Source organism: Microbulbifer sp. CAU 1566, from assembly GCF_023156515.1.
GTDB lineage: Bacteria > Pseudomonadota > Gammaproteobacteria > Pseudomonadales > Cellvibrionaceae > Microbulbifer.
In genome coordinates this window covers 195,764-216,184 of the sequence record NZ_JALNMG010000007.1, presented here as the reverse complement: position 1 = coordinate 216,184, position 20,421 = coordinate 195,764, and the positions used below count along the sequence as shown (strand labels likewise).

The 20,421-nt window shown below is 56.7% G+C and carries 14 protein-coding genes; 1 reads left to right on the top strand and 13 read right to left on the bottom strand.

Annotated features, from left to right (window positions below; genetic code table 11):
* Positions 1-6: 6 nt before the first annotated feature.
* The 12 genes from napA to M0G74_RS16880 form a co-directional block, all read right to left on the bottom strand.
* The gene (gene napA / locus M0G74_RS16935; RefSeq protein ID WP_160151573.1) at positions 7-2,511 is read right to left on the bottom strand and encodes a nitrate reductase catalytic subunit NapA; all 2,505 of its coding nucleotides are present in this window, start codon (positions 2,509-2,511) and stop codon (positions 7-9) included.
* 1 nt (position 2,512) lies between these two features.
* On the bottom strand, positions 2,513-2,872 hold the full coding sequence (locus M0G74_RS16930) for a chaperone NapD (protein WP_248219837.1): 360 nt from the start codon (positions 2,870-2,872) through the stop codon (positions 2,513-2,515).
* 106 nt (positions 2,873-2,978) lie between these two features.
* Positions 2,979-3,170 carry a periplasmic nitrate reductase, NapE protein gene (locus M0G74_RS18320; RefSeq protein ID WP_282450276.1) on the bottom strand — a complete coding sequence of 64 codons (192 nt, stop codon included), beginning with the start codon at positions 3,168-3,170 and terminating at the stop codon, positions 2,979-2,981.
* Between the two features lie 458 nt (positions 3,171-3,628).
* On the bottom strand, positions 3,629-6,421 hold the full coding sequence (locus M0G74_RS16920; RefSeq protein ID WP_248219834.1) for a TonB-dependent receptor: 2,793 nt from the start codon (positions 6,419-6,421) through the stop codon (positions 3,629-3,631).
* A gap of 109 nt (positions 6,422-6,530) precedes the next feature.
* Positions 6,531-7,925: a glycoside hydrolase family 28 protein gene (locus M0G74_RS16915; protein ID WP_248219831.1), complete on the bottom strand. Its 1,395-nt coding sequence runs from the start codon at positions 7,923-7,925 to the stop codon at positions 6,531-6,533.
* A gap of 197 nt (positions 7,926-8,122) precedes the next feature.
* The gene (locus M0G74_RS16910) at positions 8,123-8,914 is read right to left on the bottom strand and encodes a gluconate 5-dehydrogenase (protein WP_248219829.1); all 792 of its coding nucleotides are present in this window, start codon (positions 8,912-8,914) and stop codon (positions 8,123-8,125) included.
* A 46-nt stretch (positions 8,915-8,960) separates the two neighbouring features.
* Positions 8,961-9,803 carry a 5-dehydro-4-deoxy-D-glucuronate isomerase gene (kduI, locus tag M0G74_RS16905; RefSeq protein WP_160151579.1) on the bottom strand — a complete coding sequence of 281 codons (843 nt, stop codon included), beginning with the start codon at positions 9,801-9,803 and terminating at the stop codon, positions 8,961-8,963.
* Positions 9,804-9,850: 47 nt separating this feature from the next.
* Positions 9,851-12,364: a glycoside hydrolase family 88 protein gene (locus tag M0G74_RS16900; protein WP_248219828.1), complete on the bottom strand. Its 2,514-nt coding sequence runs from the start codon at positions 12,362-12,364 to the stop codon at positions 9,851-9,853.
* A 170-nt stretch (positions 12,365-12,534) separates the two neighbouring features.
* Complete coding sequence (locus M0G74_RS16895; protein WP_160151581.1) at positions 12,535-15,177, bottom strand: TonB-dependent receptor; 2,643 nt, start codon at positions 15,175-15,177, stop codon at positions 12,535-12,537.
* Positions 15,178-15,418: 241 nt separating this feature from the next.
* Positions 15,419-16,858 (bottom strand): glycoside hydrolase family 28 protein, encoded by a 1,440-nt coding sequence (locus M0G74_RS16890; protein WP_248219826.1) that lies wholly within the window; start codon positions 16,856-16,858, stop codon positions 15,419-15,421.
* On the bottom strand, positions 16,845-17,120 hold the full coding sequence (locus M0G74_RS16885; RefSeq protein ID WP_248219823.1) for a hypothetical protein: 276 nt from the start codon (positions 17,118-17,120) through the stop codon (positions 16,845-16,847). The genes M0G74_RS16890 and M0G74_RS16885 overlap by 14 nt, the downstream gene beginning before the upstream one ends.
* Positions 17,121-17,151: 31 nt before the next feature.
* Positions 17,152-17,889 carry a FadR/GntR family transcriptional regulator gene (locus M0G74_RS16880; protein WP_160151583.1) on the bottom strand — a complete coding sequence of 246 codons (738 nt, stop codon included), beginning with the start codon at positions 17,887-17,889 and terminating at the stop codon, positions 17,152-17,154.
* A gap of 404 nt (positions 17,890-18,293) precedes the next feature.
* Here M0G74_RS16880 and M0G74_RS16875 point away from each other — a divergent pair, with 404 nt between their 5' ends.
* Complete coding sequence (locus M0G74_RS16875) at positions 18,294-19,817, top strand: altronate dehydratase family protein (protein WP_248219821.1); 1,524 nt, start codon at positions 18,294-18,296, stop codon at positions 19,815-19,817.
* A 250-nt stretch (positions 19,818-20,067) separates the two neighbouring features.
* On the opposite strand, the gene M0G74_RS16870 is transcribed toward M0G74_RS16875, so the two are convergent.
* Positions 20,068-20,265 (bottom strand): antitermination protein NusB, encoded by a 198-nt coding sequence (locus M0G74_RS16870; protein WP_248219818.1) that lies wholly within the window; start codon positions 20,263-20,265, stop codon positions 20,068-20,070.
* Positions 20,266-20,421: the final 156 nt, after the last annotated feature.

Here is a 20,421-nt window from a genome sequence, read left to right as displayed (position 1 = left end):
CTCCCGTCAGGCCAGGGATATCAGTTCCAGCTTCACCGCGCATTTTTTAAAGTCGGTCTGCTTGGAAATAGGATCGGTCGCATCCAGCGTGACTTTGTTGATCAGGCGCTGGGCGTCGAAGAAAGGCACATACACCAGCCCCTTGGGTGGCCGCGCGCGACCGCGGGTTTCCACCCGCCCAACCATTTCACCGCGGCGACTGACGACTTTGATCTCACTGCCGCGACGGAAGCCCTGGGCCTGGGCGTCGTCCGGATGCATATACACCAGTCCATAAGGTACAGCGCTGAACAGTTCCGGTACCCGCTGGGTCATGGAGCCGGTGTGCCAGTGTTCCAGCACGCGACCAGTACACAGCCAGAAGGGATATTCCTTGTCCGGGGATTCTGCGGGCGGCTCGTAAGGCAACGCAAAAATGCGCGCGCGGCCGTCCTTGTTGCCGTAGAACTGCACGCCCGCTCCCGTCTGCACATAGGGATCGTAGCCTTCGCGGAAACGCCACAGGGTTTCCTTGCCGTTGACCACCGGCCAGCGCAAGCCGCGCTCTTGATGGTAACGATCAAACGGCGCCAGGTCGTGACCGTGGCCGCGGCCGAACTCCGCATATTCTTCAAACAGTCCTTTCTGGATATAGAAACCAAACGCATCGGCCTCGTCATTGGCGTAAGCGCCGTCTCTATCCGAGTTGGGATAACGGTTGGCATGGCCGTTGGCGAAGAGCACTTCGTACAGGGTTTTGCCCCGGTACTCCCGCGCCTTGCCGAGCAATTCCTGCGGCCAGACTTCATCGGTTTTGAAGCGTTTGGAAAATTCCACCAGCTGCCACAGGTCGGATTTACTTTCCCCCGGTGCTTTCACCTGCTGGTGCCAGAACTGGGTGCGCCGTTCCGCATTGCCGTAGGCGCCCTCTTTTTCCACCCACATGGCCGTGGGCAAAATCAGGTCGGCGGCCTGGGCGGACGTGGTGGGATACACATCGGACACCACCACAAAAGTCTCCGGATTGCGCCAGCCGGGCAGCAGCTCCTGCATCAGGTTGGGGCCGGCCTGAGCGTTGTTGGAAGCCTGGGTCCAGTAGACCCGCAACTTGCCGTCTTTCAGTGCGCGGCTCTGTGCCACCGCATGGAAGCCGGGCTTCGGTGGAATGGTACCTTCGGGTAAACGCCAGATTTTTTCCGCCGTGGCGCGGTGTTTGGGGTTGGCCACCAGCAGGTCGGCGGGTAATCGGTGGGAAAAGGTCCCTACTTCCCGCGCGGTGCCGCAGGCGGAAGGTTGTCCGGTCAGGGAAAATGGACTGTTGCCAGGGCTGGAAATTTTGCCGGTAAGCAGGTGCAGGTTGTACACCATGTTGTTGGCCCAGACACCGCGAGTGTGCTGGTTAAAGCCCATGGTCCAGAGGGACATGACTTTGGTTTTCGGATCGGCGTAAAGCTCCGCCAGTGCGGTCAGGCTCTCTTTCGGTACTCCGGTTTCCTTCGACACCCGGTCCAGCGAATAAGGCTTGAGGAAGTCGGCAAACTCCTTAAAGCTCATGTCGGTCCAGCTATTGGCCTTGTCGCGCCCGCTCGCCTCTTGTTCCAGGGGATGTTCATCCCGCAGGCCGTAGCCAATATTGGTTTCGCCGCGCACAAAATTCGTGTGCTTTTTAACAAACTCCTGATTTACCTTGTTGTTCTGAATAATGTAATTGGCGATAAAGTTCAGAATCAGCAGATCGGAGTGCGGTGAAAATACAATCGGAATATCGGCCAGTTCAAAACTGCGGTGCTCGTAGGTAGACAGCACAGCAACTTTGCAGCCGGGATGCGAGAGCCGTCGATCGGTGACCCGCGACCAGAGAATCGGGTGCATCTCCGCCATGTTCGAGCCCCAGAGCACGAAAGCATCGGCATTTTCAAAATCGTCGTAGCAACCCATGGGTTCGTCGATGCCAAACGTGCGCATGAAACCCATCACCGCCGATGCCATACAATGGCGTGCATTGGGGTCAATATTGTTGGAACGGAAGCCCGCCTTCATCAATTTGCTGGCGGCGTACCCCTCCCATACCGTCCACTGCCCGGAGCCGAACATCCCCACGGATTCGGGCCCGTGGTTCTTGATCGCCTCTTTGTATTTCTGCTCCATGACGTCAAAGGCCTGGTCCCAGGACACCTCGACAAAATCGCCATTCTTGTCGTATTTGCCGTTACTCATGCGCAGTAACGGTTTGGTCAGTCGGTCACTGCCGTACATAATTTTCGACAGGAAGTAGCCTTTGACACAGTTGAGGCCGCGATTCACTTCCGCCTTGATATCGCCGTGCGTGGCCACCACCCGATTGTCTTTGGTGGCAACCATGACACTGCAGCCGGTGCCACAGAAACGACAGGGCGCCTTGTTCCAGTTGAGCTCATTGGCGCCCCCCTGGCTCACCAGGTTCTGGGTTTTTGCGGGCACTGCCAGACCGGCAGCCGCAGCCGCGGCCACTACCGCGCTGGCCTTGGTAAATTCCCGTCGGGTAATCGCCATGTCACAGTTCTCCCAAGATTTTGACCGGTTGTGCCTGATCGTCGTCGCAGGCGCTGTCCACCAGCTCGTCGTTGATATCTGCCAGTGCCAGTTCTTCGTGATAGACCATGGACACGTTAAGCACACCGGGTTGATCCTTGATGGTCTCGATCATGCCGTTGATCTGCAGGTGATCCTGGGTTTCCAGCACTACCACCAGTTTTCCCGACTCGCAGCCGAGGTGAATTTCCAGCTCGGGGCGACTTTCGAACCAGCAACTCACCGCGGTGATATGTTCCGGCCGAACGTGCACGATCAGGCTGACAATGTGTAACGTCTGCGCCTGCGTTACCGGATCAAGATCCACCTTTTGCTGCGTCATTTTCCGTTTGCTCTCATCACATTTACTTGGATCCAGCCAAGCCCAAACATACCGCTTCACGGGCGTAGCGATTTCACTGGAGTGACCATCACCGTTGATGGACCTGTCAAGCGGGCGGCCCCGGCGGGCCAAAGATCATCTGGAGTATCCAGACCATAAATCCGTATCCACCGACGATGGCGATGGCGAGAAGGGGAAAAAGGAAAACAAGAATAAACAGTACCAGGCGCGCCTCTCGACCTCGCTGCGTCGATCCTGATGTCGGTTTCTGCTTAGCCAAGATCACCACCCTGTTCATTACGGAATGAAATTACGACCAGCGTTAATATGTACTTAACTGCTATCGCGTGCGTCAAGGCGCGCCTGCACAACAAATAAAGGCACAAGTACTCACTGACGCCATTTCTGGACATATAACTAGAGTCTAGAAAGGAGGCTAGAACCAACAAGTAAATTTACAGATAAATGATCAACGCGGCGCGGCTTTCAAAGTCGGGAATTAAAAAATGTGGGAATCGTGAGCGGACGTGAGGGGAAAGCGCGTTAAGTAAGCGGCGGAAAAATCCGACATAAAAAAGCCGGGCATAGCCCGGCAAGCAAAACGGAAATGAGAATTACAATTAACCGCATGTAATACACCCACCTGCAGACTGGAGCAATCCCCAGCCTGCAGGCACGATGTGCTTTCTCAATGGCACGGCCTTCCTCTAACCGTGTCCGTTAATCAGGCCCATGCCATTTCCCTTCCTCCGCGGATTAGAAATTCACCCGCAGTCCCAGCAAGACTTCACGTCCGGTGCTGTTGTATTCCCGCACCATATCCAGGTCGCCCACAGGCCCGGTGGTATACAACCGCTCGGTTTCGTTGGTGAGGTTGATCGCTTCCAGGGTGACCTTCATGTAATCGGTCACGTTGTAAAACGCCGACATATCCAGGCGGGTTGGCCCGGTTGTGGCGTGGGCGGTGTTGCCATCGGAACCGGTCTGATCGGTGATGTAGTCGTCACGACCATTGACCATCAGGCGACCACCGAACAGATCCGTTTCGTAATACAGGCCCAGGTTGTAGCTGTTTTCCGACAGACCCTCGAGAGAGCCGACAATACCGTTGCCGAATTCCGCCTCGGATTTCACATGGGTGAAGTTTGCCAGCACACCGAAGTTACTCGCCCAGCCTGGCAGGAAGCGCAGCGGCTGCTGGTAGGAAAGCTCGTAACCGTCCAGGTCTGCACCCTCGCCGTTTTCACTGGTGGTGATGTTCCAGTCGTCCGAGTTCGGCGACAGCACGCTCGCGTCGTACAGCGGGCTGTTCACATCGTACTCGGGGCGCGCGGCAACAATGGCGCGGATATCAGACGGCAGCTCCTGGCCGGTCAAAGTAGTGCCGGTAATAAAGCTTTCAATCTGCTTGTGGAATACGGTGAAAGCCAGCAGGGACTCCTCGCCGAAATACCACTCCAGGCCGATATCCGCAGAGTTTGCGCGAATCGGCTCCAGGCCGGGGTTGCCCACGGATACATTGCCGTTGATCGGGGTAACGCTGACGGTACCCGCCATACTGCCCAGACCCGGGCGCGACAGGTTGCGCGCGAGGCCCACACGCAGGTAAAGGTCATCCTGGAATTCCCACAGTACGTTGGTGGAAGGCAACCACTCGGTGTAGCTGTCTTCCAGTTCCGTGGGCACAAAGCCGCCCTGGCCGTCGCTGGTAACCCCTTTGGAGTTCACGGTGGTGTCGACCAGGCGCAGACCGGCATTGAAGGTCAGCGGACGACCCAGCAGCTCGGTATTCACGTTGGTCTCTATGTAACCGCCCAGGGTTTCTTCGGTGATGTTGTAGGTGTTGGAGTTGTCTTCATCCAGGGTGAACTGACCGGCACCCCAGGCGGCATTGGCGCGATTGAAATCGGCCACCAGCCAGTTGCGCGGGAAGCCAGACGGCGCATCAATACCACTGCCGTAGCCATCAATAATATCCGCCAGATTGGCGGTCAGCGCGGCAGTGACAGATCCCGGCTGGGTAATGCTGCCTTCTGTGGGGTTCCAGAATTCGGAATCCACTTCACGGCTGTTCCAGATCAGGCCGGTTTTGATGTTGGAGTTGTCGTCTTCGATGGTGAAGTCCGCGCGGAAGGTGTCATTCTGACGGCGCACTTCCTCGTGGCGCAGGGTGGGACCCGACCATACGTAATTGGATGGATCCAGAATATCGAAGCCATACGACATTTCGGGAATATCGCTGTCCTTCAGGAAGGAGTAAGAAAACTCGTGTCCCTCAGCAGCGGTAATGTTGTAGCGGTACTGCTCTTCGATATGCTCGGATATTGCATTGCCGTACATCAGGTTCAACTGCATGTTGTCGGCGAGGTCGAACTTACCGGTCAATACCGTCTGGGTGAAATCGGATTCACTGAACTGGCCACGGCTCTCGGAGCGCGGCGTCACATTGTCAAAAGTCCCCGCTACGATGTAGCGGCCGCTGTCATCCAGGGTAACTTCGCTGGGAGAAATATTGCCGTAGCTGTTACGGAACTGGGCGAAATAGTTGTAAGAGGTTACGTCGGCTTTGAGGTTGGAACTCAGCACATCCAGTGCAAATTCCATATTGTCGGTCGGACGGAACTGCACCGAGCCGGTTAAGCCCAGGCGCTCCTGTTCGCGGTTAAACGAATCCATACGCGGCAGGCGCGGCGTCCACATGTAATCCAGCTGCTGGCTCTGGTCGATGGCTTCACCCGGGTAGTTAGCGCCCGGGTTTGGGGTGCCGTTGATTACTGTATCGGCATCGGTATTTGCCCAGCTGCGGCCACCGTTACTGGCGGGGCCGGTCCAGCGCACAGAGCCAAAACCTTCCTGGCGCACAGAGCGTTCGGAGTAAGCGGCACTGAACAGCACGCCCACCTTGTCTTCCATAAAGGTGTTGCTGTACATGCCGGTGAGGCGCGGGTTGGTCTCGCCGGCAAAGCTGTCGGCGACCAGGTTACCGCTAAATGCAACCTGCTGACCGGGATTATCAAACGCGTGCGGCGTGGAAAGTTCAACGGTCGACGCCAGGCCGCCCTCTTCTACCGAGGCCACCGGCGACTTGTGAATGGTAATGCGGTTGAACAGTTCGGACGCGAAGACGTTGAAGTCAAAATCGCGGCCGCGGTTTACGCCACCGGAAGAGTCCAGACCACCGGTGCTCGCCGGTACTTCCATGCCGTTCAAGGTGGTGCGGGAGAAACCCGGCCCCAGGCCTCGCACGGTAATATTGCGGCCCTCACCACCCTCGCGGGAAATGGCCACCCCGGGCACCCGTTGCAGGGACTCCGCCAGGTTGAGGTCCGGCATTTTACCGATTTCTTCGGCAATGATGCTGTCGGTATTGTTGGCGCTCATGCGCTTGGTATCCAGCGCCCTTTCCAGGGACTGCCGGAAACCGGTAACCGCAACTTCTTCGAGTACCTGACTATCCTGCTGCTCGGCTTCTTGTGCCGCCTCCTGCGCGAACGCGGGGGAGGCAAAAGCCATCGCCAGTACCAGTGGTTTTATTGTGTAATTTTTCATGGCTACTCTCTTCTCTCTGTTGTTTATTACTATTGTTTTTCTCAGCTGTTTATCTCTGCTGTTTAACTCTTTTTTAACTCTGCTATTGCGCTCTTCACTCTCACTTCATTCATTTTCGCCAGCTCAAGACGCCGTCTATACGCTGTTCCGCAATTTTTACCGCCTCGAATCGGAGGTTGACCGCATTTTCAATAACCATCGGTGTTTCCACCTCTGATACATGGATTCCCCTGAAAACCACATCTTTCAGCGGTGCGGCATCCGGTGCGTGAACTTCCAGAAAGGTGCCCACCTTCTGTGCCTGAATATTTTCAAACACAATGTCCTGGTAGGTTGACGGAAAAAATCCGCCCAGCTCACCGGGATAATTCAGTTGAAACCAGAAGAGATTGTCGAAGGCTTCGACCGTCAGGTTGCGCAGGCGTACGTTCTCTACCAGGCCGCCCCGGTCCAGGTTGGCCTTGAAGCGAAACGCGGAAATACCTTTCCGCAGAACGTTATCGGAAAAAAAGACATCGCGAATACCGCCGGACATTTCACTGCCGAGGGCAATACCATCCTCTCCGCCCATATCGTTATTGCGCACCACTATCCGCTGGCTGGGGATACCGATTTCACGGCCGTCCTGATCCCGCCCGGACTTCACCACCACTGAATCATCGCCAGTGCGGAACCAGCTGTTTTCCAGCAATACATTGCTACTGGATTCGATATCCACACCGTCATTGTTGGGGAAGTGACTGTCGACACGGATACCGCGCACCGTCGCGTGGTCGGTATACACCAGGTGATTGACCCAGAAGGGGGAATGGATTGCGGTGAAGTCCGCCAGCAAAACCCGTTTGGCGCCGAACAGCTGGATCAGTGGCGGGCGCAGATAAGTCCCCTCGCCAAACACACGCTCGGCCACGGGTACACCACTGGCGCCCATGGTGCGCAAGCGCTGCATATCCGGCCCCTGCTTCGGGTGCCACTGCTTGAAAACGCTATCGACATTGCCATCGATAGTGCCTTTGCCGGTAATCGCCACATCCTCGACATTATTGGCGTACACCAGCGGGGAATAGGAATAGAGCTCGGTGCCTTCCCAGCGGGTTTTCACCACCGGCAGATAGTCGGCAGGGTCCGGGGAGAAACGCAGCACCGCACCCTCGGCAAGGTGCAGTTCAATCCGACTTTGCAACACCACCGGGCCATGACTCAGCCAGACGCCCTCGGGGATCAGCACCCGCCCGCCGCCGGTGGCCACTGCGGCATCAATCGCAGACAGAATGGCAGGGCGTACGTCGGCACCGGGTTCGGCCCCGAAGTTTGAGATTGGGAATTCGCGCTGGGGAATATTGGGCAGCTGAATGGCAGCCACAATTTCATCGGCCAGCAGCCAGTCGCTATCGGCTTGCGGGTCTTTTGCCCACGTCAAAGTTGCAGCAGCCACAGAGCCAAACATACAGGCGCACAGGCATAGCCCCCGCAGAAAACGGGGAGGAGACATCATCGCGTTCATCGTTGCTCCCGAAGGACGTTATTAAACTTTATTCTGGGCGGCCGAAGGCGCACCCGCCCTCTCACTCAACCACTTGAGAGGGAAGCAACTACAGCATTTTTTCTATTTTCGGATCTGGACGGGCCGGCCTATTCAAGGCCAGCCCATCCCGTGGCAACAGAATGTGCCACTACCGACAGGACGCCGGCTTGTATCAATTATTCGTTCGAAGGCTTGCCAATGGTCGCCAGAATTCCGCCATCCACATACACCACCTGACCATTGACGAAATTGCTCGCGTCACTGGAAAGGAATACCGCAGCACCCTGCAGGTCTTCCGGGTTACCCCAGCGGCCCGCGGGCGTGCGGCCAACAATGAAATCATTGAACGGGTGGCCATCCACACGAATCGGCGCTGTCTGGCTGGTGGCAAAATAGCCGGGGCCAATACCGTTCACCTGAATATTGTGGCGCGCCCATTCGGTGGCCATATTCTGGGTCAGCATTTTCAGGCCGCCCTTGGAAGCGGCGTAGGCCGAAACACTGTCGCGACCCAGTTCGCTCATCATGGAACAGATGTTGATGATCTTGCCCGCACCGCGCTCGATCATACGGCGCACCACCGGACGGCTCATCACCATCACACCGGTCAGGTTGGTTTCCAGTACCTTGTTCCACTCGGACAGTTCCATTTCCAGCAGCGGCACGCGGCGGATAATACCGGCGTTATTCACCAGCACATCAATGGGGCCCTGCTCCTGCTCGATCACCGGTACCATCTCGTTCACTTCGTCTTCATTGGTGACGTTGAACAGGTAACCGTGGGCGTCATAGCCCTTTTCGCGCAGCGCGGCGACGGCGCCATCCAGTTTTTCCTGGGAGGAGTGACCGGTAATTACCAGCTTGGCACCGGCGTTACCCAGGCCTTCCGCCATGGCCATGCCTAGGCCGTGGGTAGCGCCGGTTACCAGGGCGAGTTTTCCGGTTAAGTCAAACAGTGACTTGGACATTCTTTACTCCAAAAATTTTTCGCGATTACTCAGGCTTAGATCAGGATCAACGCAACTCGTGGGGCTGCACAAAATCCATATCATCGTAATCCAGGTTTTCACCCGCCATACCCCAGATAAAGGTGTAATTGGCGGTACCTACGCCGGAGTGCAGTGACCAGGTGGGAGAGATCACCGCTTGCTCGTTGTGCATCCAGATCGTACGGGTCTGCTGGGGCGGGCCCATGAAATGGCATACCGCTTGATCTTCAGGCACATTGAAATACATGTAGGCTTCCATGCGGCGGCTGTGGGTATGGGCCGGCATGGTATTCCAGACACTGCCCGGCGCCAGCTCGGTCATACCCATCTGCAATTGGCAGGTCTCGATGACACCGTGTACCAGCAGCTGATTGATCACCCGCTGATTGCAGGTTTCACTGGCGCCCCGCTCCATGACATTCGCGTCGGCTTTGCTTACTTTTACTGTTGGATAGGCACGGTGTGCCGGCGCGGAGTTCAGGTAGAACTTGGCCGGATTGGATTTGTCCGCACTATTCAGCTTTACCTCAACGGAACCGCGCCCCACGTAGAGTGCTTCCTTGTGACCGATCTCGTGCACCTTGCCATCGACTTCCACAGTACCGGCGCCACCGATATTGATGAATCCGATCTCGCGGCGCTCAAGGAAATACTCGGAGCGCAGTTCCTCGACGGTTTCCAGTTGTACGGTTTTTTCCACCGGCATGATGCCGCCAACGATCATGCGATCTACATGGGTGTAGGTAAGGCGCACCGTATCCGCTTCGAAGAGTTTCGGTACGAGAAACTCTTTACGAAGACGGTCGGTATCGTACTTCACATAGTCACTCGGGTGACTGGCGTAGCGCTCTTCAAATACGGTGGTCATGAAACTTTCCCGGAACTCTTTTCAACAACGGTTACAAATTTTAAGACTTAAGACTCTGACTTCAGCAGCTTGTACATCTCGACGCCGGAAGTGATAAACGGCGCGGTGCCCTTGGGGTCGTCATCGTAAATCGGCTCGCTCATGTAGTACTCGTAGCTGCCGTCGCGGCCAAAGCCAAGGCCAGCCACCTGACACATGTCGGTGATGCTGATGGTGCCGTCGGCGTGCACCTGCACGAACTCATCCAGCAGGCCCTTATAGGCTTTTTTCGCGGTACCCAGGTATTTGCCCTTGGGCAGGTAACCTTCGTTCAACGCCTTGGCGAAGAAATAGGTAAACATGGTGCTGGCAGAGGACTCCAGATAGTTGCCGCGCTCACCGGGCTTGTCGATGATCTGCCACCAGGTACCGGTTGCCGGGTCCTGGTATTTTTCGATCACCGGTGCGATCTCGGTGATCATTTTCAGCAGGTACTGGCGCTCTTCGGTATTTTCCTGCGGGATGTAGTCCAGCACGTCTACCAGCGCCATCGCCAGCCAACCCATGCCGCGGGCCCAGTGGTAACCGGAAAGGCCGGTTTCCTTGTCGGCCCAAACCTGTTGACGTTTCTCATCCCAGGCGTGATAGAAGAGACCGGTTTGCGGATCTTTCAGGATCTGATTCACCAGTTTGAATTCAGCCAGCACTTCTTCCACGTTGGGCTTGTCGTGCATCAGCTGTTCGTACTGGGCAAGGAACGGAATGCCCATGTAGACGCCGTCCAGCCAGACCTGGTGCGGGTAGATTTTCTTGTGCCAGAAAGCACCGGCTTCGGTACGCGGGTGGTGTTCCAGCTGCTCGTAGAGGTGATCTACGGCTTTCTTGTAATTTTCATCGTGGTTGCGCTCGTACATGCGCAGCAGCATGGTGCCGGCGCGAACACTGTCGATGTTGTACTTGTCCTGCACATAACCGTTGATGCTGCCATCGTCGGCGACAAAAGAACCCATGACTTGTTGCACGGCATCCGCATAGCGGGCGTCCGGAGAAACCTGGTTCAGTTCGTCGTAGGCCTGCATCACCATGCCAGTGGTGTATTCGAAGTAAGACGGACGCTTGCGGATATGGTCGTAACCTCCATATGCGTACTCGAGAGTCTTGCGCTCCAGTTCGGAGTCCGCCAGGCGCTTGCTCCACGCGAGGGCGACTTCGGCAGTCAGCGGCTGTTCGGTTTCAGCAACGCTTGCGGCCGTGGTCAGACGCTGGCGCAGGGGCATGGTCAGCTTTTCAGCTTCCTGCTGCAGGTAGGTTTCAAACTGGGCTTTGCTGGTAATGGGGCCGTGTTCGCTGGCCACTTCATTGGCCCAGGCGGCGACAAAGTAATATTGAACCTCGTTGCCCGCCGGTTTCAGGATGGCCACCTGGTTGTGCTCGTCTTTGGTGGTTTCCTTGATGGCTTTGCGCTTGGCCAGTACCGCCATACCCAGGTTGGCGCCGTCCAGGCTCTGCGCGCCGTAGGTGCCGATATAGGTGTAGGCGTGACCGGTGATGTCCATGTCGCCGACAATCAGTTCGGTACCTTCGTGATCGACGATACCGGCAATCAGGTTATCCAGCTCTTCACTGGTTTTCGCATTCACTTCCACCAGACGGCTGCCGGCGTGCATGGAAAGCACCGCGGTCAGGTCGGTCTGCAAATCTTCGGTGGGTTTCCAGCCTTTGTACTGGATCTTGAACGAGGAGTAGAGGTCACCGTTTTCGGTAATATCGGCCTGCCAGTCCTGTACGTCGCTTACTCGAATGACTTTTTCGCCATCCCAGTAGCCGTAGCCACCAACGCCCACGGCGCTGCCCACTTTCAGAATATCCATGCCCCAGTCGGCGGACTCATGGTAGGAATCAAATCCGTCCTGGCCCACGTTCTGGAGTACCGGCTCGAGGGTCTGCTTGCCAAAAATATCGAAACCATTGCGCCAGTCGAGGTATACGCGATAGCCCACCAGGTCGGACTCGATACCCGGGCCTTCGTAGCGGATATACCAGGAGTGGTCGGTGTGTTCTTTGGGCACTTCCAGCGAGCTTACGTTCTGGAAGCTGCCGCCGAGATATTCACGCTCTTTCCATTCGCCACCCACCTTGTGGGAAATTTCCGCCTGGGTGCGTTTGGTGTGCTGAGCGTATTCTGCATCGGCTTTGGCGATGCGCAGTTTCAGGGTTTCATCGACAGCCACATCCACGGTGAAGAGGATGCCGTCCTTTTCCCCGTCGGCATCTTTGTCGATGGCCTGTACCGGAATCTGCTCTGCCTGGTTCCACACCGCAATCGGCGACGCAAATCCGGCTTTTAATCCGAGTTCGTAGTAACTGAGGTAAACCGCTTCGTCCAGACGCGGGAAGTCCGAGGGGTTAGCGAGCTCCAGGCTGGCGATGGCACCGGGCTTTTCGGCCTGTGCAGCCGGTTCCGGGGATTGCGCAGATTCCACCGCGGCTTTCTCTCCGCAGGCGGTCAGCGTTGCCGCGGTCAGCGCAAAGGCCAACACACTCAGGCTCGGGGTTCGGTTGGACGGTTCAAACAGTTTCACAGACATCTCCACGAATTCGGGTTTTATTCTGTTTGTTGTTATTCGGTGAATTTGAATAACCAGTAAATCGAAAAACGGCCGGGTGCGACTTCGAATCCATGCGCCGGTGTTTCCACCGGCAGAATCCCTGCACCCGGCCGCTGCGTTCAGCTCTTAATCGTTACGTCAGATTAGAACTTGTACTGAGCACCAACGTAGTACTGACGACCGGTAGTGTGGTCAACCACGATACGGCCGGAGCTGTCGATCATCTGGCGGTTGGCTTCGTTGGTCAGGTTGATGCCTTCGAAGCTCAGCTTCCAGTTGTCGTTCACGTTGTAGCTGGCGACGAAGTCGATGTTGCCAGTACCTTCGGTGTACTCGGTGTCGTTACCGTTACGTACGGCAGCCGGAGACTGGGTCAGGTAATCGCTACGCTTGGCGTAGGAAACACGCGCGCTCCAGTCTTCGTTCTCGTAGTAAACGGTCGCGTTGTAGGTATTTTTGGACATACCGGTCAGCACGTCGTACAGCGGCTCTTCTTCGGTACCGTAGTTCATCTCGGAATCTACGTAGGTGTAGTTCAGGATGAGGCCGTAGTTGTCGAAGAACATCTGCTGGTACTGCAGCTCGATACCGCTGAGCTCACCACCTTCGCCGTTCACGTTACGCGAAACGTCCCAGATGCTGGTTTCGTCGTAGGTACCTTCGTTCGCCAGTGCGGAAGCATCCAGGCCGGTTTCAGCCCAGGTGATGCCGGAATCGGTCTGGCGGGTAATGAAGGAGTCGATATCCTTGTAGAAGTACGCTGCTGCGAATACCGCTTCGTCAGAGAAGTACCACTCGTAAGAGATGTCGTAGGCACGGGCACGGAACGGATCCAGTTTCGGGTTACCGTAGCTGATGCTGCCGTTGTACTGGTCGATCTTACCGCCCGGAGTCAGGGTACCCAGAGACGGGCGCGCCATGACGTCGGCCACAGAGAAGCGCACAACCATGTCTTCGTGTACGTCCAGGGCCAGGTTCAGAGACGGCAGGGTATCGTCGTACTCGTTCTCAGCGGTTACACCCACCAGGTTGCCGCCGATATCGGCCAGACCTGCGGATTCCACTTCGGTAGTTACCTGGCGCACGCCAACGTTACCGCGCAGTGGCAGGCCGGCAACTTCGGTGTTCCAGTCCAGCTGTACGTAGTAGCCGAGGCTGTCTTCTTTTACGTTACGGATATCCTGAGCGCGCGGCGCCATGCCCGCAGCCACTTCCGCAGAATAGGTAGCCAGGGTGGAACCCACATCGGGGGAGAACCAGCTGATGCCGTTCATGCTGGTCACACTGCCCTGCAGCTCGGTCGCGGAGATGCCGCTGAATTTCGGACCCGCGCGCATTTCGGCAACGTCGAATTCAAAGCTCTTCTGCGACAGACCACCTTTCAGGCTCATGGTGTCGGTCAGGTCGAACTCGAGGTTGAAGGCCGCAGTATCAAAGCTGTTATCAACGGTGTTCGGGCGGTGACGCAGTTCTACAAAGTCGTAGTTCGCTGCGTTGGCAGTATCGAAATCGGCGAAGTCGATGCTGCCACCAGAAGTGGTCGCGTTGTAGGTGAAGCTGTTCTGCACGTTGATCGCATCAACGATGGCAGTGGTCTGCATCGGGTTGCTGTAGTTGGACTCGGAAGTACCCCACAGCACGTCACCACGCAGGCGATCGGTGAAGTCGTGCGATGCGCGGATAGAAACCTGGTCGAACGCGGTTTCCAGCTCGTCGAAACGATGCTCTACACGCAGGTCGTAGTTCTCGACGGTCATGGAGGTGATGGTGCCACTGCCGTCCATGGTGTAGTCGGTTACATCGTATTCTTTGTAGTTGCCGCCATCTTTCAGGCTGACGGAAACAAACTCTTCTTCACGAGTGGCATCGAAACGGGAGGTCAGGTAGTCCACCAGGATTTCGGTGCTGTCGGTCGGGCGGAACTGCAGGGTACCGGTAAAGCCCTGGCGCTCCTGCTCGTGGGTGAACTTGCCGTAACGCGGGATACGCGGGAAGAAGCCTTCGTTCAGAGCCGCCAGTTCGCTGTCGTCGGCACAGGCGGAACAGTTGACGATCTCTTCACTGGCGGTCCAGCGAACGGTGGAGAAACCTTCTTCAAGGATATTACGGTCGGAGTAGGAGTAAGAAGCCATCCAGCCGAAGGTTTCGGCTTCGTTCTTACCACCTACCAGGAAAGAGGTACGCGGGTTCGCTTCCTGGGACTGGCTGTTGTAGCCGTACTGCATGTTGGCAGCGAAGGTGAAATCGTCAGCCATGTCCAGCGGTCGGCCGGTGCCCAGGTCAACGGTAGCACCCAGAGAACCTTCATCCAGATCCGCGGCCATGGTTTTGTGCACGGTCAGGTTGGAGAAAAGCTCAGAGGCAAAGGTGTTGAAGTCAAAGGTACGATCGCGGTTGGCACCGCCGGAGGAGTCAGCGCCGCCGGTAGTGGAGATGGCTTCCAGGCCATTGATACGTACACGGGTAAACTGGGAGCCCAGACCGCGCACCGCAATGTTACGGCCTTCACCGGCATCGCGAGTGATCGCTACACCAGGAATACGCTGCAGGGATTCTGCCAGGTTGAGATCGGGGAAGTCTGCAATGTCTTCCGCCAGGATGGTGTCTTTGCTACCTACCGCATCGCGCTTCTGGTCCAGCGCCTTGGCCAGGCTGGCACGGTAACTACCGGTTACTGTGATCTCTTCCAGAGTGGCATCGCCAGTGGTATTTGCTTCTTGTGCAAAGGCCGGCACCGCAACAATGGCCATCGCAAGAGTGAGTGGTTTCAGCTCAAAAGTCTTCATGACTCTCATCTCCGCTTGTCGTCGTTATTTTGGTAAAACCTATTTTTGGTTATACCGCTTATTATCAATGCATGCCGATATTCGCATACGGATTACCAACTGGCAACTTTTGGCTGACCAATTAATTCGCTTATTTCGGCTTTTTTCTCGTCAATTTGTAGAATACCGCGCCAAAGCCCCCATAACCAGTGCGGATTAAGCCGCACCGGTCGTCTTCAGAGGTGGGAAAAAATTTGGCAGATCAGCTGGGCTTGAAGGCCTGACCATTGATGGTGACATCTTTTACGGTAAGGCCAGTCACCTCCTCAATCACACCCAGTGACGCTGCCTGGTCAATGCGGCTGTTGGAGATCTGCAGACCACGAATCGGCGCGCGCTCGAAGCCACGCACGTGGAAAGCGCGGTTGGCCTCCTTGCACACCAGGTTTTCAACCTGAATGTTGTACACATTGGGATCAAAGTCGCCCTTATCCCCCTCTTCATAGAAGAAGTTGATCACAATGACGTCTTTTACCTGGCCGATAGTGAGGTTACGCACGTAGATATCGTGGATCTCGCCGCCGCGCATGGCATTGGTCTTGATGCGCAGACCGCGCTCCAGGTTAGGACTGCTCATCACACAGTCCTCCAGGAATACATTACGCACACCGCCGGAGATTTCACTGCCCAGCACCAGGCCACCGTGACCATCACGCATCTGGCAGTTCCGCACCACGACATTCTCGGTGGGCACATTGAGGCGACGACCATCCGCGTTGCGGCCGGATTTGATGGCGATACAGTCATCGCCATTGTCGAACAGGCAATCTTCAATCAGGACATTGCGACAGGACTCGGGGTCGCAGCCGTCGGAATTGGGACCGTGGCTTCTTGTGGTCACGCCACGTACGGTCAGGCTTTCGCAGAGCACCGGGTGAACAACCCAGAACGGAGAATTCTCCAGGGTCACGCCTTCAATCAGCACATTGTTGCACTCATAGAACTGCACCAGTGGTGGGCGCAGGAAGGAGCCCTCGGCGTAGTGGCGATCGGCAACCGGCACCCCGGCTTCCATCTCTTCCATCAGGCGCGCACGCGCCGCGTGCTGGGTATCGCCCTCGTTGGAGCTGTTGTCACACTTGGTGTTTTCCCCCTTCCAGGGCCACCAGGTGTTGCAGTCGGCACCGCCGTCGATCAACCCCTTGCCGGTCAGCGCCACGTTTTCACAGTTGTGGGCGTAGATCAGCGGCGAGTAGCCCATCATCTCCATACCCTCCCAGCGGGTCTTCACCGCCGGCAGGTAGCGCTCGGGCTCTGGAATAAAGTGAATTTCCGCCCCTTCCGCCAGGTGCAGCTCGGTATTGGAGACCAGGTGAATGGGGCCGGTGCGGTATTTGCCCGCGGGTACCACGATACGACCACCGCCGGCCTTGCGGCTGGCTTCAATCGCGGCGACAAAGAATGCACTGGCGTCTTCGCCCTCACCCTTGGCGCCCAGCGCTTTCAGGTCAAAGTCGCGGGCCGGAATCGACGGCAGCTTGATTTGCGAGAGGATCTTTGGCACTTGTGCCCAAGGACCATTGTATTGCGCACGCGGCGGGCGGCTCATGGCTACCGCCTGGGTCAGCAGCCCGGGGACAGCCGGCACGGCCGCAGCGGCCACCAGAGATTGCAAGAATACTCGCCGGTTAAATCCAGTCATAAATACCTCCCGGGCTTATTGTTTTACTGACTTCAGTATTGGATTTATTCATCGCCACACCAGGCAAGGCCAGCATATCTGGCAAGACCAGTGTCAAAATTGAGGCAATACTGTCATACCAATTTTGGGAGAGCAACAACCACACGGTCACCGCCGCGCTGCCAAACCCACCCCTTCGCCGGGCGGTGGCAGCTAAACGCGGGGGGAATGTGGCGATAGACAGGCACAAAAAAGCCGGCTCCAGGGCCGGCTTTTCGATCATCCTGAGGATGGTGGGCTGACTGTTCCTGCGATCAGGGCAGTGCAAACCGCTGACGGGCGGCACTCATCTCGCGACGGGCCTGCTCCAGGGCTTCCGCTTCGGTGGCATCCAGCAGCTGCTGAACCACACGCTGCAAGTGGTCACGCATGGCGTTGCGGGCACCGTCCGGGTCGCGATTCTTGATCGCTTCCAGAATGCGGCGGTGCTCTTCAATACGGGGCTTGGAGCCCGCCTGGCGCACCTTTTCGAGGATGCGGGCAGATACCGAGGAACTGTTGCGCAGCTTCCACAGGTGCTCACACACGGACACCACTGCATCGTTGTGGGTGCACTGGGCAATATGCAGGTGGAACTTCTCGTCCGCTACCTCGGCACTGGATTCAGCCGCGTTTTCCGCAACCATTTCCTCGAGAATCGCCTCAAGTTGCGCGACTTCTGCATCGCTCATCTCGCGCGCGGCGAGGCCGGCGGCCTCACCCTCAAACATCATGCGCGCCTGCAGGATTTCAAAGGCACCGATATCGCTTTCACCGGCAGAAAAAGCACTGGCTTCGGTATCTGTTACATAGACACCGGAGCCACCTTTGACCTCGACGCAGCCCGCCAGCTCCAGTGCAATGATCGCCTCGCGCACGGTGGGGCGGCTCACTTCAAAACGCTCAGCCAGTTTGCGCTCCGCAGGCAGGCGTGTGCCGGCCGGGTAGTCACCGGCGGCAATAGCGGCAGCCAGCTTCTCGGCTACCTGTTGGTAAAGTCTGGCACCCTGCATCTGCCGAATCTCCTGCGTATGACCTGTTATCTGTCTTGTCTTTCTTGTACTTGTCGGGCGGCGTAACGCGCCCGAAATGCACTGTTTGAGTGCAGCCTAAGCAATATCCCTATGGTAATCCAGAGCAGAGGAAATTCCTCACAACCTGCCTGACCCATCTGGGTTTCCCGCATTGCTTACCAATGTCATGACCAATGCCATGGTGATCGGTACTTATATATAGGTTGCGGAAATGTTTCGCCGCAGTTTAGCAGATGGGGTTTAGCCACCACAACACGGGAATTGCCTACTCAGTCTTACCAAATTGTACTAACCTTCGGATTGCGGCCTTACCAATATAGTGTTAGATTGCAACCAATCATAACGACAACTGACCGCAAGTCCGTAAGCGGAGTCAGGACAAGATGGATCTAATTCATATACATTCCGACGATAACGTCGCCGTAAGCAAAGCTCCCCTGCCCGCCGGTACGCTGGTGAACTGGGAAGGCAGCATGTTGCCGCTGATTTCCGATGTACCGGCGATGCACAAAGTCTGCGTACGCGCGATTGCTGCCGGTGAAGCGGTCATCAAGTATGGCCAGGTCATCGGCTTTGCGCGGGAGGATATTGCTCCCGGCACCCACGTGCACGAATTCAACATGGAGGCGGGTAACCACCAGGTGGAGCACGACTTCTGCAGTGACTATGTTCCCACCGAGCTGGTTGCGCCGGAAGATCGCGCAACCTTTATGGGTTACCGGCGCGCCAGTGGTAAATCCGGCACGCGCAATTACCTCGCCATTGTCTCAACCGTAAACTGTTCCGTCACCGTATCCCGCGCCATTGCCTCGCACTTTCGCGACAGCGGCAAACTGCGCGATTTCCCGAATATCGATGGCATAGTGGCACTTGGCCACGACAGCGGCTGTGGTATGTCCACGTCCGGTGAAGGCTACCAGACACTACTGCGCACCCTGCACGGTTATATCGCACACCCGAATTTTGCCGGTGTGCTGCTGATCGGCCTCGGTTGTGAAGCCATGCAGATCACCAGCCTGATGCGCGAAACCGGCTTGCAGGAAGGCGACGGTTTCCAGGTGATGACCATTCAGCAACTGGGCGGCACCCGTGCGGCAATTGAGTCCGGTATCGAGCGCCTGACCGGAATGCTGCCGGCAGCCAACGCCTGCGTACGCGAACCCATTCCCGCTTCCGAACTGACCCTTGCGGTGCAGTGCGGCGGCAGCGACGCCTACTCCGGTATTACCGCCAACGCGGGCCTGGGTGCGGCGGCGGACATCCTGGTGCGCCAGGGTGGTACCGTCATTTATTCAGAAACCCCGGAAATTTACGGCGCCGAGCATTTGCTGACCCGCCGCGCAGTGAATCCGGAAGTGGCGCAGAAGCTGGTGGATCGCATTCACTGGTGGGAACACTACACCGAGATCAACGGTGTCGAGCTGAACAACAATCCTTCTCCGGGCAACAAGGCCGGCGGCCTGACAACCATTGCGGAGAAGTCGCTCGGTGCACAGGCGAAGGGCGGTACCACTGCGCTGCAGGATGTTTACCTTTACGGTGAGCAGGTGCGCAAGAAAGGCTTGGTATTTATGGATAGCCCGGGCTTTGATCCGGTTTCCGTTACCGGCCAGGTTGCCAGCGGTGCGAATGTGGTCTGCTTTACTACCGGTCGCGGTTCTGCCTTTGGCGGTAAGCCGGTGCCGAGTATCAAGCTGGCCAGTAACTCCAATCTGTTTGAGCGTATGCGCGAGGATATGGATATCGACTGTGGCGGTATCCTGGACAAGCGTTATACCGTTGCCGAATGTGGTGAGATGATTTTCCAGCACATTCTGGCCATTGCTTCTGGCGAGCAGAGTGCCAGTGAGAAACTCGATTACGGTGATAATGAATTTGCGCCCTGGCATATTGGGGCGGTTGTCTGATCTCGCCTTCTTATATAAAAAAACCGGCTCATGTAGCCGGTTTTTTTGTTTTGGGATTTGACCAAATCAAGTGGCAAGCGTGCTTTGAGGCAGGTCCTGTGGCGGCCAAGCACCGGGTATCTGTTTTCAAAACCGCTGTGAACCCATCCATGGGCGCTGCGGCGGCGACGTCCCTGTCGCCGACGCTTTTGAAAACAGATCCCCGCCACTTGGCCTTCGCTTTTAGCTATGAGCTTCGTAAGCGGAGGAGTCAATCGTGTATTTTTGCAGGCGCCTTGCTAAGTAAAACAAGTACAAGCGTTGCCAGGGGGCCAAAAATCAGGCTCAAAATCCACCAGATCAAACCACTCCGGTTTTTTCCCTGAGCCAACCCAGCGTTGATCAACGACAGCGTCCCCCAGCCTACCAGCCACTCCCGCGACTGAATCATCACCTGATACTCTTCCATACATCCATTCCTCTCTGCCCAGCAAAGCACAAATATTCGAATCGAAGGTGGAGTGCCGGGTGAGGGTTTTCAGGAGCGTCGGCGACAGGGACGTCGCCGACGCAGCGTACAGGGATGTATTCACAGCGGTCCTGAAAACCCTCACCCGGTGCTCCA

Coding starts and splice junctions, on each gene's coding strand:
- napA (WP_160151573.1), bottom strand. CDS start 2,511: ATGGCGATTACCCGACGGGAATTTACCAAGGCCAGCGCGGTAGTGGCC.
- M0G74_RS16930 (WP_248219837.1), bottom strand. CDS start 2,872: ATGACGCAGCAAAAGGTGGATCTTGATCCGGTAACGCAGGCGCAGACG.
- M0G74_RS18320 (WP_282450276.1), bottom strand. CDS start 3,170: ATGAACAGGGTGGTGATCTTGGCTAAGCAGAAACCGACATCAGGATCG.
- M0G74_RS16920 (WP_248219834.1), bottom strand. CDS start 6,421: ATGAAAAATTACACAATAAAACCACTGGTACTGGCGATGGCTTTTGCC.
- M0G74_RS16915 (WP_248219831.1), bottom strand. CDS start 7,925: ATGAACGCGATGATGTCTCCTCCCCGTTTTCTGCGGGGGCTATGCCTG.
- M0G74_RS16910 (WP_248219829.1), bottom strand. CDS start 8,914: ATGTCCAAGTCACTGTTTGACTTAACCGGAAAACTCGCCCTGGTAACC.
- kduI (WP_160151579.1), bottom strand. CDS start 9,803: ATGACCACCGTATTTGAAGAGCGCTACGCCAGTCACCCGAGTGACTAT.
- M0G74_RS16895 (WP_160151581.1), bottom strand. CDS start 15,177: ATGAAGACTTTTGAGCTGAAACCACTCACTCTTGCGATGGCCATTGTT.
- M0G74_RS16890 (WP_248219826.1), bottom strand. CDS start 16,858: ATGACTGGATTTAACCGGCGAGTATTCTTGCAATCTCTGGTGGCCGCT.
- M0G74_RS16885 (WP_248219823.1), bottom strand. CDS start 17,120: ATGATCGAAAAGCCGGCCCTGGAGCCGGCTTTTTTGTGCCTGTCTATC.
- M0G74_RS16880 (WP_160151583.1), bottom strand. CDS start 17,889: ATGCAGGGTGCCAGACTTTACCAACAGGTAGCCGAGAAGCTGGCTGCC.
- M0G74_RS16875 (WP_248219821.1), top strand. CDS start 18,294: ATGGATCTAATTCATATACATTCCGACGATAACGTCGCCGTAAGCAAA.
- M0G74_RS16870 (WP_248219818.1), bottom strand. CDS start 20,265: ATGGAAGAGTATCAGGTGATGATTCAGTCGCGGGAGTGGCTGGTAGGC.